We start from the raw sequence: 15079 nt of genomic DNA on the forward strand, positions 1-15079 counted from the left end.
TCTGATACTTACTTTAGAACGTTAACGCTTCGTTCACAACAGGCAACAGCGGGAACTGCTGAATTTGACGGCTGTACCAGTAGGATTCTGGTCGATTGTTCGCTTTGATTGGGGGAGTGATAGTCGCGATTTAATAACAAAAAAGCCCAGCATTGCTGCTGAGCTTTTTCGTTGAATTTGGTCGGTATGAGAGGATTCGAACCTCCGACCCCTGACACCCCATGACAGTGCGCTACCAGGCTGCGCTACATACCGATATTGCTGAGTGGCTGCGCAGTGGCGTAAAGCCGTTGCCGTCTCAACGAGGCGAACTTTATCAAGAGCCGCCAAGCAGTGCAAGCGTTGATGACAACTATTTGGTTTGATTGCTTAGTTTGTGTCCTAAGCAATCATTTTGTCGTCAAACACCGGCTGGCAGGGCGTTTCAGTGACGATAGAGACGCCGTCCTTCGCGCATCACCTGAATAAGATCCGGGGCGCTGAGTTTCTTGTGCAGGCGGGTCTTGAAGTCGCTGCTGTAGATATCGTATTTGCCGTGGCGGTCGATAACCGTGATTTCATCGTCCTGGTAAATGGCGAAGAATCGGTTGTCACCCACATACACCCAGGGCTGTTCGCTTGGCACCAACAACTGGCGTCCGGCGCTGTAGTCGGTGGTGGGGTTGGTGCAGCCCAACACCCTGGTCATCAGGGTAGGCGCCAGGCCGTGGTGGCTGGTGGCATAGTTCACTGTGCCGGTTTCACCCTTGGGCCAGTGAATAATCATAGGTACCCGCACCGCCTGGGGTGATAAATCACGGCGCGCCTCTGACTCATTGCTGGTAAAGGCCTTGCCGCTGACGCCGGTGATAATCACCAGGGTATCTGCGGGCAGGGACTCAACAAGGGCTTTGATTTCACCGTCGATAAAGTACAGCGACTGGCGGTATTGGTTAAACAGTACCCGCTGTGCTGGCGCCATACCCTGGGGCGCCTTTATGGTTTCGATACCGGCAAAACCTATGGGGGTGTCGTAGGTTTCGGCGGCGCCAAAGTTCACCAGCGCAAACCAGTGACTGTGCTGCGATTTACGCCAATTATCAAAGGCTTCGCGGCTTTGAATGTCGGCGAGAGCCCGTGACTCGCCGTCTTCCACCAGGGTGGCAGCAAAGTCATTGAGGGTCGCCAGTGGCCGTGGGCTGAATTCGTTTGAGGCGGGGCCAAAGCGGGCCAGCTGATAACCGGCAGCCAAAAAGCCCTGGGTAAGCTCCGGGGTGCGGCTTTGGAAGTCTGATGCGCCCATGTAGCTGCCTTGCAGGCCGTACATCAGCGAGAACATGCCGCTTTGGAACTGATTGCCACCGCTTAAATGCTTGTCAAACTGCTGATTGGCCGCCGCATATTGGCTTAAAAACGGCATGGTTTGCGGGTTCAGCATGTCGGCGCGCAGACTGTCGATTGCAAGCAGCAGTACGTTGGGCTGGCTGCTGGCACTGCACTCTAGGGCTGACAGCGGATAGCTTAAGGTTTGTAAATCCTCTGGCCCCAAATCGCGGTCGCGGCTGTCAATGCCGTGGGATTCCATAAAGCTCTTGGCGGTGGCGGGGTAGAACAGCGGGTAGGCGTCATCGTAACGGGTAATGTCTTTTACATCCGCCGCATCCCCCCAAATATGGATAAGGTGACTTGCCACAAAGCAGGCGCCAATCACGGCTGCCACTTTGCCGCCGAGGTGGCGCTTTTCAATTTTGCCAATTCGCTTCCACAGGAAGTTGGCGGCGGTGAGCTCCAGCGCCAAAATACCAATGGGGGTCACTATATAGGAGGTACCTCTGAGCAGCGAGTGCAGGTCGGCCCAGGCCACGTCGAAGGCAAAGGGCGACAGGTGCACGCCGTAGTCGTCGTAGACAATGGTGTCGTACAAGAGCACACACAGCCCGAGGGTGGCCACGGTGGCCGCAAGACCTCGGAGGATCTTCGAGTAAGGTAACAGCAGGGTGACCGGGAACAGCACCAACAGGTAAACCAGAAACGCCAAAAAGGCGAACTGACCGACGCTGGCCAGCGCCAAATAGCCCCAGCCCATCAGGGTTTCGGGCAGGCCGACGGTTTCCAGATAGCGGCTGCCGACAATCAGTGCCAGAAAGCCATTAAACAGGGCAAACCAGTGGCCCCAATTGACCAACCGGGAGACCTTGTCACGCACCAGTTGTTGTTTCCTTTCGACCATGCCGCTCGCTCTTTATCCTTGGGGCTGGTTAACACCTTGGTATCTTAAGCACTTTTTCCGTGCCTGTGCCAGTTTTATCAGGCTTTGGAGACTGATTGCACCAGTACTTTGGCAAATTGTTCGGCCACGGCGGCGCGGCTGGCGGCCGGTACCTTGGTTTCCAGCAGGTGGCTGACACTGTTGCCCAGTACCATCAGGCTCAGATCGGTGGGGGCCTGATGCTTTTCCAGCACCGCCAGCACTTCGGCGAGCAGGGTTTCTACTTGGGTATTGGAGTATTTGGATTGAATTGCCATAGTCAAAAAATGATTCACAAAGGATTGGGTTAGCGGCATATAATACCGGATTTCCACGGCTATCACTATCAAGGCGTATGACGATTAAAGTAGAACAGGCCATCATTCATGAAATCGCCCAAAACCATGAGGGGCAGTTAAACTGCCGTCTTCGTCCACAGCCGCTGCTGAACAGCCAGGCAGTGGAGCTGATGCTTGAAGAGCTGCATCAGTCGTACACCAGCAAATCCGGTAAGGGTTTTGGCTTTTTTGGCACCCACGGGGATGATGGCGAAGCCAATCCCGCCTTTGCCAATGGTCTGAAAGACTACCTCGATGGCGGCCTCGGCTTTGTGGAGTTTACCGGTCTTGCCAGTAAGCTGTTGCAGGAAGAGCTTGGCAAATACGATTTCAGCCAGGGCGGCTTTTTGCTGATGGCCTGCTATAGCCATATGGCAAGCGACTATCTATTTGTGGCGCTGCTGAGCGCCAAGTCATCCATGACTGTACTGGACGATATGGAGCTGACCCAGGTAAATCATTTGGATCTCAGCAATATTCAGCTGGCGGCCCGTATCGATTTGACCGACTGGCAGGCCGATAAAGAAAGCCGCAAGTACATCTCCTTTATCCGTGGCCGCGCCGGGCGCAAGGTGGCGGATTTCTTCCTCGATTTTATGGGCTGCGTTGAGGGCATTAACCCCAAGGCACAAAACAAGAGCCTGATGATTGCGGTGGAAGACTTTGTTGCTGGCAGTGAACTGACCAAAGACGAGCGCCAGGCCTGCCGAGACAAGGTGTTTGACTACTGCTCCGAGCGTTTCGATGCCGGCGCCGAGGTGGATATTAAAGATCTGGCCGATGAGCTTGCCGACTCCGGCATGGACTCCTTCTATGATTTTGCCACCACCGGCGATTACGAGCTCGAAGACGAGTTCCCGGTGGACAAGTCGACCCTGCGCCAGCTGAAAAAATTCTCTGGTACCGGCGGCGGTGTCACCATCAGTTTCGATGGCCATCATCTGGGCGAGCGGGTGATTTACGACCCTATCTCCGACACCCTGCTGATAAAGGGCGTTCCGGCGAATCTGAAAGATCAGCTGCATCGCCGTCTGAAAGGCGAGTAAGCCACTTATCGTGAGCCGATGCAGGCACACTGACTAAAAAAGGCGACCTACGGGTCGCCTTTTTGTCGGCTAACTGATGCCGCTTTACCGATACAAAACTTCTTCAAAGCAGATGGCAAATCCATGTTCTAACTATGACTGTGATTACAGGCTTTTCGCTGACGATGACTGCACGTTAGTTGCTATTTGGCAGCCTATTCGCCGAAGTTTGGTAATTCGGCTCAGATGCATTTCGGGCGCGTTCTAAGCCTTTTTATTGCCGCTATACCTCTTCTATTCCAATTCTATACCACCGCTTCGGGCTCGATTTCCGGCAATCCCACCCAGCTGAATGAGCGCTCGACAAAGGCCATGGCATTGTGATGCACACACTCACCATGGGCGACTATTAAATGTTCAGGTTGCCAGCGCCTGAACTGGGCCACCGCCTCTTTGGCTTTGTGGCGACCTTTCATAAAAGATAAACGCCAGTCCAGCGGCGTCTTGCCGTTTGGCGCAAGAATGCCTGTAATGCGGGCAATGGGGCGCTGCCATGCTTTAAAGTGGCCTGGGCTGAAGTTTTCAATTAAATCGGTGAGGATAAGGGTGCGTGAGCCTTTATGGAAAAACACGGCTTCTTCCATGACAGGCGAGCCTTTAAAGATGCACTGCTCAATCTCACCCTGCCACTCGGCGGGCACCTTGTCGGTAAGATCCGCATCAAAATGCAGATGCTGGCATTTGGCTGCCACCCCGGGCGCCGCCCAGGCACTGGCATCAGGCCAGCGAGCCTGCCAGGAGGCTACAAACAAATGGTGCAACTTATTGGGGGCGATAAGGTAAGCCACTTCCCCAAGGGCTTCGACCTGAGTTATCAGCTCATCATGCAATTCAATGGGGGAGTGCACCCACAGCTTGCCATTTTTCAGGCGTACTATGGTCATGCGGGTGGTGTAAGGCATGCCGTAAAAAGACACGGCGGGGCCATCAAACACAAAGATGTCGGGGGCGAAGCTAATCATGTCATCTCCTTTGACTGCCGGACAAGGCAAGCGCGCCTGGGCAACCGCGATTGTACGCTTAATGCACAGGCTGCACATCAGGCAATGGTACTGCTCGCTGCCCACAGGCTAACACTTTGGAACAAGCCGTTGGCGAGCGGCGTAAATTTCGCCCGCTAACGGCCAATGAGACTCGCCGCAGGCGTGTGAATTGTTTAGAATTGATTTCTGAATGCCTGCTTTTCGGCGATTGTCCGTTGGCAGTGTTGCGGCTTGGCCGCTAATCACGGCAGACTGTTTCTCTGCCCGGGAGAGTTATGCAACTTTTTGTAAAAGATTTAACGGTTCTTGATTTTTCCTACCTCTGCGCCGAGCGCGGCATGGTAGGCGAGAGCTGGATAGTCGATGTAGTCCTCGAAGGGGGCCTGGATCATCAAAATATGGTGCTGGATTTTGCCAAGGTAAAGCGCACCATTAAAGACACCATTGACAGAGTCGCCGACCATCGACTGCTTATCCCCACGGCTTCATCCAATGTGCGCTGGCAGCAGCAGGGCGACAGGGTATGGATGGATTTTCACAGCGATGTGGGCAACATCCACCTGGCCTGCCCAAGTCAGGCCTTTGCATTGATCCCTGCCGAGAGAGTTGACTTCGAGGCCGTGAATGCCTTCCTGCGAAAAGCCCTGCGAGAAGCCTTGCCGGACAACGTCGATGGTATTCATCTGACCCTCAGAACCGAGTCACTGAACGGGCCGTTTTATCATTACAGCCATGGGCTTAAAAAGCACGATGGCAATTGCCAGCGTATCGCCCACGGTCATCGTAGCCCGGTGCAGATATTTGAAAACGGTGAAAGTGCTCCGGACTGGGACGCCTACTGGGCCAAGCGCTGGAAAGATATTTACCTTGGCACTGAAGAAGATGTCGTGCCGGTGGCGGAACTGGAATTGTCGGCGCAGTGCCGTATCGATGATGAGTCCCACATCGGTTTTCGCTATCAGGCGCCCCAGGGGGACTTCCAGCTCGCGATGCCCAAGGCAATTTGCGACATCATTCCCCACGACACCACGGTAGAGCTGCTGGCCGACTTTATGGCCAAAACCCTCGCCCAGAAGGTACCCGGCAGCCACTTTAAAGTGATTGCCTACGAAGGTATTGGCAAAGGCGCCATTGCCGCCGCCGAAATCGCCGCCGACTAAACGTTGTAAACCCGCTACCTGAAAGGACATTCTCCGATGACAAAGCCCTGGATTGCCGCCCTGTTACTGACACTCAGCCCCGGCGTAATGGCGCAGATTGAACTCAGTGGCAAGATGGAGCAGGGCTCACTTATCCGTGGCAAGGTGCCTGCAGGCAGCAATGTCAGTTTGAATGGCACGCCATTGAGAGTGACCCCGGAGGGGGAATTCGCTTTTGGCGTCGAGCGTGAAGGCGAGCTTAAGCAAACGCTGCAGGTGGTGTATGCCGATGGCCTCACGGAAATCAAGCCCCTGACTTTTGCCAAGCGGGAGTACCGGATTTCTGAGGTGAATGGTATTGCTCAGAAAATCATGAAACCTGATCCCAGGGCGCAGGAGCGCGCCGCCAAAGATAGCGCCATGACCAAGGCCGCCCGAGCCACAGATTCGGATATCACCGCCTTTGCCAAGCCCTTTATCTGGCCGTTAACAGGCCGTATCTCGGGTGTATATGGCAGCCAGCGGGTGTATAACGGCGTGCCCGGTAATCCGCACTTTGGTGTGGATGTAGCCGCCAAAACCGGCACTGTGGTCATTGCTCCAGCCGATGGTGTGGTCACGCTGGCTGTGCCGGACATGTTCTACTCCGGCGGCACCATAATCATCGACCATGGCTATGGTGTAAGTTCAAGTTTTCTACACTTATCAAAACTTTACCTTAAGGTTGGCGACAGCGTAAAACAGGGTGACAAGATAGCCGAAGTCGGCGCCACCGGCCGTGCCAACGGCCCGCATCTCGACTGGCGTCTTAACTGGTATCAGATGCGCCTCGACCCCGCTACCCTGGTGCCATCCATGAAAGATGTGCTGGCCCAAAAAGACGCTGCCAAAGCCGCCAAACAGTAGCTCAGCCACCTCGCTTTATCAAAATAAAAACGCCGCAACTTGAGCGTGACAACTTAAGTGCGGCGTTTTTATTTGGGCCAGACTTTCTCGCTCAGTGCTGGCCCCTGCAAGCCTGGGCTTCGGACTTTTCAGTGTCAATCAAGCGGATGAGGAGGTCGATGCGTTTATTGACCCGGTAATACTCATAGCTACGGCCGCCGATAGCGATGAAAATCAATGCAACCAACCAGTAGGTGTCTTCTGAGAAAAAGTTGAAGCCGGTGAACCTATGCAGCAGGAAGATGACCGCAAACAGGCTTAATGTATAGCTCAGCCATTCGAATCGAGAAGGTTTGAGTGATTCCAGCTCCTGCCTCAAGGCCGTGCCTCTTTGCTGATAATGCTGAATTAACAGTATGTCTGCGGGACTGCGTTGCATAAAATCAACTCCTTTTCTAAAACCGGTGCCTGATTGGGACTCAGAAGCCCTTGTTTGGCGCATCTTTTGTTTGGCGCATCTTTTGTTTGGTGCGTCCTTTGCTTGGTGTGTCCTTAGTTGGTGGCAGCAATTCCGGGAGAAGTATGCTGCTGACAATTATTTCCGCTTGAGGCTCATGGGCATAAAGCGGATACCATTGACCAGGGCTTCAGGGCCTGTGGCGTAAAAGCCATGCCGCTCATAAAAAGGCACCGCGTTGACCGATGAGCGCAGACTCACTTCACCTGATCCGCTTTTGCAAAGTACTGAGCGCAGCAGGGCTTTGCCAAGTCCGGCGCCTTGCACGCTTTTGTCTACAAAAAGGTGTGTCAGGTAGTTGCCATCCCTGAGCGCGGCGAAGCCAAGCAGCTTGCCGGCCTGGCATGCCTTGATGGCAAAAAAGTTACTGCTGACGAAGCAGGTTTCAATATCAGGCAGTACCCGATTGAGAAAGGTGGCCTGGCCTTCTTCACTGAGGCCTGGGAAGATATCTGCCCTGGCTATGGCCAACACCAGCGCTGTTATGGCGTGCAAATCTGCCGGACTTACCGGCGCTATGCTGAGGTCTGCATTGACGCTTTGAACGCAGCTTTCATTTGAATGTTCATCGCTATTTTCATTGCTATTCATACTGCCGTTCACCTTGATGCTCCTTGCTGCGACTTGGTGGCTTTCTTATAACCTTCAGGCGCCACTTTCGACCATGGCGATGATTTTGTGCGCCTTTTCAAAGTGATCCAATTTGTGGGTTTGGATCCACCAGGTCGCGGCTTCCATGAGAAGTTCGGGATCGTCATTGCGGTTAGCGAAAAAGGCGTAAAAAGACACCCCGACATTGTCGCCTTTTTGGGCAATTTTCTTCTGGCAAACGTCTAGTATTTTCTGTCGCAATGTGTCTCGCATTGTGGTTCCTGAGTGAAGGGCAATAGGGGTTCCAAGAGGAGGAGACCTGGATTTATCGAGGTAGCATTTTGCTAAGCGTAAACAGCAAAGCCGATGACCTTATAGCTTGAATAAAGCAGCAGTAGTGAGCACAGGATGGTGCAAAGCACCCAAATCCAGCAGATGGCACGTAAACATCGCTTTTTACAGCGTCGCCAAAAGCCATCGCCCGCTATCACAGGTTCGGGTACCTGCTTAAACTGCTCGGCGATGCCGTATAAACAAAAACTCCAGCCGCAAACTGCAATGGCGGGCATTAGGTAAGGCGCCAATGTACCCGCGCCGCCCACCAGAATGTAGATACTGACTCCAAGGCTTAACAGCGCCAGCAGCAACAACATTATGCGTGCGGGATACAGCCAAATAGCCAGTCTGTTAAGCCGTTCTATCATTCAGTACTTCCCTGTGTTCATCCTTCAAAGTCCATGTCTGCATGCTGTTGTCAGCCGCTGTAGCGACTATGGGCACAGTCCCTGCTCATTTGGGTTACTTGGCTGCCAGCTTAAGATTTTAAATCCGTCTTCACCCTCCCGCAGGCCGTAGCTGCTGCAGACTTTATCGAGTTCAGTGCCATCCTGTTTAAGCCGGGTTAGGGTGAGACTGACAAGCCGATATTTGTCTATGTGGGCCAGCAGATTCACGCTGCTGATTTGAGACTTTTCATAGCCGGAAGCGACCAGTTTGCTGCGGATTTCAGTAATGAACTCACTGGCCTCTGTTGCCGATGCAGGAATATGGCAGTGAGAGCCAAAAATAAACTGTGGCTGCGCTGCGAAGTAGTGGCTTAAGTCCTTGCCACTGGCAAAGTCGTCAAGATACTCGCGAAGAAATCGCTCAGCGGCGCCTGCAAACGCGCCGCCAGAGAAGCTGATAAGTGCAAAAGCGATAATCAGGTTTTTCATAAAGGCGGCATACATGTCATGTCAGTTTAACTGCTTTCGTGCAGCAGGCTGATTAGGCCTCGTGATACTGGTTAATGACCTGGATGCTTTTCTGCATTTTGCCCTGGGCGACATTTAGGTGAAATTGCACTTGTTTCAGTTCAATCAGCAGCTTTTTCAGCACCGCTTCTTCCTTGCCATCCATATCGGCTGCAATCTGCTCCATTTTCGAGAATGCCAGTTCATTGGTGAGCGACTCCGCTTTTTCCAGTGCCCGGTAACTTTCTGAAATATCAATCAATAGCTCTACGGGTAACTGGTCGAGTTCTGCCCTGTGCTGGGAAAATTTCCATACGGCAAAATCCACATCCAAAATCCGCAGTTCGTAGTCGAATTCGGTGCTTTTCCCGGCGCTCAGGGTTGAGAGGTATCCGTTGGTTTGGGCAATACTGCTGGCAAATGTGGCGCTGACTTGCTGCAGGCTTTTAAGGTTGTTATTGATTTCAAATTCAACTTTCTTAAGCAAATTGTCGGCTTGCAGCCTTTGCTGGTATCCCTGGTACCAGGAGTTTACCGCCAGTGCCAACAAGATACCCGCCGAAACTATGGTGAGTTCAAACAGGATTTTTCCGGCAACTTCTTTCACTTTATCTTTTATGTGCATGTTAAAAATGTCTTCAATAAACGGAGGATAAACGTCGAGTCAGGTTTCGCCTTTTTTACGGCAAAACGGTGCGATTCGATTGTTGGCTAATGCATAACAGCGGTTGGCGTTTGGCGGATAGCGTTTCACTATCCCACGCCGTGCTTTTGATTGTTGAGTTGCCAAGTAGACGGGACTCAGGCTCTCCGGAGGCAGGGTCTCAAGGGTTTTGGGGCTCTCGGCCTCGGGAAGACTGACAGCGGCGCTGCGGCTTCAGGCACGCTTCCGCCACTGATTTTGGCCACCAGACTGCCGGGCTCTCCTTGCTGCTATTGGTTACTATCATCGAGAGATTAAGCGTATGCAATACTGCTTAGCTCCTGATTTAACGTCCTTTTCTTAACACAAGCTGGTTGTGTTTTGCTGGAGTGCTTAAGGTAAAACAGCCTCTTTGTGATATCAAGGTGAAATCGGATCTTGGCCGCCTGCGGGGCAGATACAGGCCTTAAGTACGGCTCAAAGGCGCCAAATACGGCCAAATTGATGAATGGCACAATAAAAAAGCGCCCGCAGGCGCTTTTTGAGTCATCGGCTGGCAAGCAAGCGGGTGGCTTATTTGCTCAAATCGATGCGATACACAGCATAACCCAGCTCGTCTTTGCCGACCTTGGTCATGGCGCGCTGTTTGTTTTGCTCGATAAAGGCATCGGCCTTGGCACTGTCCTGGGTTTCGAAACGCACATCCAGTGTCACAGCGCTATTGATGGTCACAAAGTCCCAGTTGTAGTCGGCGGTGGGGTTAACCATGCCATCGTACTTGCCGGTGGTTTCGTTGTACTTCGACTCGGCGGTGATGTAGGCCGCCAGCGCTTCGCGGTTGGTGTCCGGCAGCTCCAGCACCACATGGTCGCTGCCGGTACCGGCAAACTTGCCACCGAAGGCGCGGTAGTTGTTGGAGGCGACAATAAACTCTTTGGTCAGCAGCTCTTCGCCGCTGTACACCTTGCCGTCGCTGTCTTTGAAGGCTAAATCCACGATGCGGTTGGCGTTTTCATTCACAACCTTACAGTCACGGTCGAACTTGCTTGGCTGCGTAACGTCAATCTTGTAGGTCATGCCGTCGAGCACATCGAAGTTATAGGTTGGATGGCCAGCCCAGTTGATGAGGAACTGCGGCTCACTCTTGGCTGGGTCAATCTGGTTGAACTGATTGGCTGAGCATTCCAGCCAGTCTTTAAGCTCGGCGCCCGTGGCTTTTACCGCCACCATGGTGTTGGGGTAGAGGTAAAGGTCGGCAGCGTTTTTAAAGGTCAGCTCGCCTGCGTCTACCTGTACGTACTGATCCGCATCCGAGGTGGTGCCGTGGCGGCCACCGGCCTTGAAGGGAGCGGAAGCCGATATCACCGGCAGGTGTGCGAGTGATGGCGGCAGCTTGGCCTTGACGTTGGCGATTTGGGCGTCAGAAACGATTTGCACCGTCGGGTCGTCCTGCACCAGGGTTAAGAAGCTATACATGTCGGCTGCGGCCACGCCAATAGGCTCGTCGACAAAGGCGAGGGTGCCCTGATGCTCAAGTTCAACGGCATCGTGGATGTCTTTGTCGGCTTCCACCAGCGGCGCTTTGTTGGCGCCATCGTAAATGGGGCGGGCTTCGCTCTTCACGTCCAGCACGCTCCACTTGCCGTCCTTACGGGCCAGCTTAAAGTCGACCACGCCGAGGTTGTCACCCCAGCGGCCGGGCATCACGGCGGCTACGCCATTGAGCAGGCCTTTTTCCACGTCGGTATTTGGCAAGTCACTGTAGCGTGCATCCGGGAAGATGGAGTGGCTGTGGCCGAACATGATGGCATTGATGCCTTCAACGCGGGTGAGGGCGTAGGTGGCGTTTTCTGCCATGGGGTCGCCTGGATTTTCCACCGAGCCAATGCCGGAGTGGGGAATGGCGATAATGATATCGGCGCCCTTGGCTTTCATTTCCGGCACGTATTTTTGGGCAGTTTCCACTATGTCAGCGGGTTCGACCTTGCCGGTGAGGTTTTGTTTGTCCCACAGCATGATTTGCGGCGGCACAAAGCCGATGTAGCCGATTTTCAGCACATGCTTATCGCCGTTTTGGTCGATAACTTCTTTTTCTTCAATCACGTATGGGGTGAACAGGTGCTCGCCCTTTTTGATGCCTTTCCAGCAGCCGTTATCGTCGGCGCAGTAAACGTTGGCATTGATGTAAGGGAACTCGGCTCCGGCCAGGGATTTTTCAAGGAACTCAAGGCCATAGTTGAATTCGTGGTTACCTATGTTACCCACGCTGTAGCCAAGCAGGTTCATGGCCTTGTAGGCCGGGTGTACGGCGCCATCGGCAATGCCGATTTTGGCCATATAGTCGCCCATGGGGCTGCCCTGCAGCAGGTCGCCGTTATCCACCAGCACATGGTTGGGGGCTTCCTTAGCGGCGGCCTTGATGAGGCTGGCGGTGCGTGCCAGGCCGATGGTTGGATCTTCTTTACCGCTGTAGTAGTTGAAGTCCATGATGTTGGTGTGCAGATCTGTGGTTTCCATTACTCGCAGATCCACCAGCACTTCTTTTTCCACTTTGTCGTTGTCGGAGCCACAGGCGCTTACGCCCAATGCAGCGGCGATAGTTACCGCCAGTAAATGTTTTTGGTTCATATCCATATCTCTTGAAATTATGTGGGAAGGTACGAATGCATCCTCGCGTGTCGGCGACAACTGGCCGCGCAGAACGAGCACGGGACTTATTCGGACTTTCCCTTACCCCGGGCATGCCTCTGTGGGCACGCTCCATCATCCAACCCAGCGCATTAAAGCGTTGGGAGCGGCAAGAGTATCAGCTCTACAGCTTGCAAAAATGTGACCGGGGAGCAGAAACCGCGTATCAAATTGTGTCCCGGCTCACGGCTGCTGGCTTTATGAACCAATGCGCATGCTTGTCTGTAAACGACTGTCTGTAAATGACTGGTTGTAAACGCCTGCCGACAAACGCCTGTTGGTAAATGACGGTCGGCAAAAGGTGGCAGCGAAAAGTGCAATAACAGCTGTGTAATAAAAGCTGCGTATTAAAAGCTGCGCAATAAAAAAGCGCCCCGAAAGGCGCTTTGGTCGTTACATCGATTTTTGCAGCAATTACAGCAGGCCGCGGCGTTTAAGGAGCGCATCCACAGTGGGCTTTTGACCACGGAAGTTGATGTAATCCTGCATCAGATCCTGGCTGTTACCCATAGACAAAATCGCTTTGCGGTACTTGTCGCCGTTTTCGCGGGTCAGGCCGCCCTGGGCCATGGTGTGGGCAAAGGCGTCTGCGGCAAAGACTTCGGTCCACAGGTAGGCGTAGTAACCTGAGGAGTAACCACCGGCAAAGATGTGGCTGAAGTAAGTTGACTGGTAACGTGGCAGCACGGGGCCAAAGTCCACGCCGTGCTTGGCGAGCGCCTTGGCTTCGAAGGCTTTGATGTCATCAACCTTGGCGTCCTGACCTATGGAGTGCCACTCCATGTCAAGGAGCGCAGCGGCCAGATATTCCACTGTGTCGTAACCCTGGTTGAAGCTGGCGGCGGCCTGCACTTTTTTCAAAAGCTCAGCCGGAATGGCTTCACCGGTTTGATAGTGTTTGGCGTAGTGGGTCAACACCTCAGGGTCTACCGCCCAGTCTTCGTTGGCCTGTGACGGGAACTCGACAAAGTCGCGGGCGGTGGCGGTACCGGCAAGGCTTGGGTATTTCACCTGAGAGAAAAGTCCGTGAATGCCGTGGCCAAATTCGTGGAACAGGGTGGTCACTTCATCGAAGGTCATCAGGGTTGGCTGACCGGCCGCAGGCTTGGGGATATTGAGCGCGTTGTACACCACCGGCTTGTTGCCGCTAAGGAAACTTTGGCTGACAAACTCATCCATCCAGGCGCCACCGTTTTTACCCACACGGGCGTAAGGGTCGAGATAGAAAAGCCCCACCGAGCTGCCATCTTCGTTGAATACTTCATAGGCGAGCACGTCCGGGTGCCACACGGGCAGGTCCTTGCGCTCTTTAAGGCTGATGCCGTAGAACTTGTTCATGGCATAAAAGAGCCCGTCTTTCAGTACGGTATTGAACTCGAAGTAAGGCTTGATTTGGCTTTCATCCAGATCGTATTTGGCTTTGCGTACCTTTTCGGCGTAGAAGGCCCAGTCCCATGGCTTGAGTTCAAAATCAGCACCGGCGGCCTTGATTTGCGCCTGAATATCGGCCGCTTCCACCTTGGCTTTGGCCACGGCCTTGGGGGCGAGGTCATCAAGAATGCCAAATACGGCATCGGGCTTAGCGGCCATCTGATCGCCAAGTACATAGTCAGCCCAGGTCGGGAAGCCCAGCAGCGCCGCTTTGTCGGCCCGCAGTTTGGCAAGCTTGATGACCAGTGGACCATTGGTGCCCATGGCGCGGTTGGCGGAGGTGTTCCACAGCTTTTCACGCAGGGCGCGGTTTTCAAGGCTGCCAAGCAGCGGTTGGCGGGTGGTGTTCACCAGGCTGATTAAATAGCCTTCTTTACCCGCTTCTTTGGCGGCGGCCGCCAGGCTGTCGATTTCGCTGTCACTTAAGCCGGCAAGTTCGGCGCGGTCAGTTACCAGCAGCACATCGTCTTTGAATGACTTAAGAATGTTCTGGTTAAACTCGGTGCTGAGCTTGGCCAGCTCGCCATTAAGCTCACGCATTTTGGCTTTGTCGGCGTCGTTTAACTTGGCACCGGCGCGGACAAACTGGTTGTAATAGAAATCCACCAGACGCTGATCTTCAGCGCTGAGGCTCGCTTTGGCGGCATACACGGCGGCAACACGGGCAAACAGCTTATCGTTCAGATAGATGTTGTCGGTGTGCTCGGTGAGTTTGGGTACCAGCTCGCCTTCAATGGCCTGCACTTCATCGTTTGACATCAGGCCAGAGAGGTTAAAAAACACCTTCAGGGTGCGGGTCAGGATGGCACCGGATTTCTCCATGGCCACCAGGGTGTTATCAAAGTTTGGTGCATCCGGGGTGGCGATAATGGCCTCAATCTGCTGATTGTGCTCGGCAAGGCCTGCTTCGAAGGCGGGCAGTATATCGGCGTTGTTGATTTTATCAAACTCAGGCGCACCGTAGGTGAGCGGGCTTGGGCTCATGAGCACGTTGGTGGCCTGCGCTGAGGCTGCTTGCTCTGTAGCTACTTGGTCAGTAGCAGCTTGCTCAGAAGCCTGGGGTTGACTTGCCTGCTTGGCCGCTGTTTGAGATTGCGCAGGGGCTTCTTTTGCTTGTTCGTTACAGGCAGACAAAAACAGCGTGGCACCGATGGCGGTGGCGATAAGTGATTTATGCATTTTGACTCCGTTAATCGTGGCCAAAAGCGCCCGGAATGGGGCCTGGCATGCGATTGATTCCCGGCGTTACCTTAACAAGCCCGCAGGCAGGTTGCCAAGGGCAGGGCAAGGGATTGCGCTGGATTTGGCCAGCCGAAATTG

The 15079-nt window shown here is 53.7% G+C and carries 14 protein-coding genes and 1 tRNA gene; 3 read left to right on the forward strand and 12 right to left on the reverse strand.

Translation table 11 applies throughout. From position 1 onward, the window contains the following. Positions 1-178: 178 nt before the first annotated feature. The 3 genes from STH12_RS05965 to STH12_RS05975 form a co-directional block, all read right to left on the reverse strand. Positions 179-255: transfer RNA gene (locus STH12_RS05965), tRNA-Pro, on the reverse strand. A gap of 169 nt (positions 256-424) precedes the next feature. Further along, positions 425-2209, reverse strand: coding sequence for a DUF3413 domain-containing protein (locus tag STH12_RS05970; RefSeq protein WP_126166709.1), 1785 nt, complete (start codon positions 2207-2209; stop codon positions 425-427). Positions 2210-2286: 77 nt separating this feature from the next. Beyond that, on the reverse strand, positions 2287-2505 hold the full coding sequence (locus tag STH12_RS05975) for a YejL family protein (RefSeq protein ID WP_126166710.1): 219 nt from the start codon (positions 2503-2505) through the stop codon (positions 2287-2289). A gap of 77 nt (positions 2506-2582) precedes the next feature. Between STH12_RS05975 and yejK the strand changes: the two genes are divergently transcribed. Then, complete coding sequence (gene yejK, locus STH12_RS05980; protein WP_126166711.1) at positions 2583-3611, forward strand: nucleoid-associated protein YejK; 1029 nt, start codon at positions 2583-2585, stop codon at positions 3609-3611. 284 nt (positions 3612-3895) lie between these two features. On the opposite strand, the gene STH12_RS05985 is transcribed toward yejK, so the two are convergent. After that, positions 3896-4612, reverse strand: coding sequence for a DUF4336 domain-containing protein (locus tag STH12_RS05985; protein WP_126166712.1), 717 nt, complete (start codon positions 4610-4612; stop codon positions 3896-3898). Between the two features lie 296 nt (positions 4613-4908). Here STH12_RS05985 and STH12_RS05990 point away from each other — a divergent pair, with 296 nt between their 5' ends. Next, positions 4909-5793, forward strand: a complete 885-nt coding sequence (locus STH12_RS05990) for a 6-pyruvoyl trahydropterin synthase family protein (protein WP_126166713.1) — start codon at positions 4909-4911, stop codon at positions 5791-5793. An 87-nt stretch (positions 5794-5880) separates the two neighbouring features. Then, positions 5881-6678: a M23 family metallopeptidase gene (locus STH12_RS05995; protein WP_418856604.1), complete on the forward strand. Its 798-nt coding sequence runs from the start codon at positions 5881-5883 to the stop codon at positions 6676-6678. Positions 6679-6769: 91 nt separating this feature from the next. Here the strand turns inward: STH12_RS05995 and STH12_RS06000 are convergent, their stop codons facing one another. The 8 genes from STH12_RS06000 to STH12_RS06035 all read right to left on the reverse strand — a co-directional run bounded on the left by STH12_RS06000 (position 6770) and on the right by STH12_RS06035 (position 14938). Beyond that, positions 6770-7096 (reverse strand): hypothetical protein, encoded by a 327-nt coding sequence (locus tag STH12_RS06000; RefSeq protein WP_126166715.1) that lies wholly within the window; start codon positions 7094-7096, stop codon positions 6770-6772. Positions 7097-7252: 156 nt separating this feature from the next. Then, on the reverse strand, positions 7253-7765 hold the full coding sequence (locus tag STH12_RS06005; RefSeq protein ID WP_126166716.1) for a GNAT family N-acetyltransferase: 513 nt from the start codon (positions 7763-7765) through the stop codon (positions 7253-7255). A 54-nt stretch (positions 7766-7819) separates the two neighbouring features. After that, complete coding sequence (locus tag STH12_RS06010; RefSeq protein WP_126166717.1) at positions 7820-8038, reverse strand: DUF6500 family protein; 219 nt, start codon at positions 8036-8038, stop codon at positions 7820-7822. A gap of 71 nt (positions 8039-8109) precedes the next feature. Continuing rightward, positions 8110-8469 carry a hypothetical protein gene (locus tag STH12_RS06015; protein WP_126166718.1) on the reverse strand — a complete coding sequence of 120 codons (360 nt, stop codon included), beginning with the start codon at positions 8467-8469 and terminating at the stop codon, positions 8110-8112. Positions 8470-8535: 66 nt separating this feature from the next. Then, complete coding sequence (locus STH12_RS06020) at positions 8536-8979, reverse strand: hypothetical protein (RefSeq protein ID WP_126166719.1); 444 nt, start codon at positions 8977-8979, stop codon at positions 8536-8538. Positions 8980-9031: 52 nt separating this feature from the next. Next, a complete protein-coding gene (locus STH12_RS06025) occupies positions 9032-9622 on the reverse strand; it encodes a hypothetical protein (protein ID WP_126166720.1) in 591 nt (196 codons plus the stop codon). 591 nt (positions 9623-10213) lie between these two features. After that, positions 10214-12268, reverse strand: a complete 2055-nt coding sequence (locus STH12_RS06030) for a bifunctional 2',3'-cyclic-nucleotide 2'-phosphodiesterase/3'-nucleotidase (RefSeq protein ID WP_126166721.1) — start codon at positions 12266-12268, stop codon at positions 10214-10216. A 474-nt stretch (positions 12269-12742) separates the two neighbouring features. Beyond that, positions 12743-14938, reverse strand: coding sequence for a M3 family metallopeptidase (locus STH12_RS06035; RefSeq protein WP_126166722.1), 2196 nt, complete (start codon positions 14936-14938; stop codon positions 12743-12745). Positions 14939-15079: the final 141 nt, after the last annotated feature.

It is taken from the genome of Shewanella khirikhana (assembly GCF_003957745.1).
Lineage (GTDB): Bacteria > Pseudomonadota > Gammaproteobacteria > Enterobacterales > Shewanellaceae > Shewanella > Shewanella khirikhana.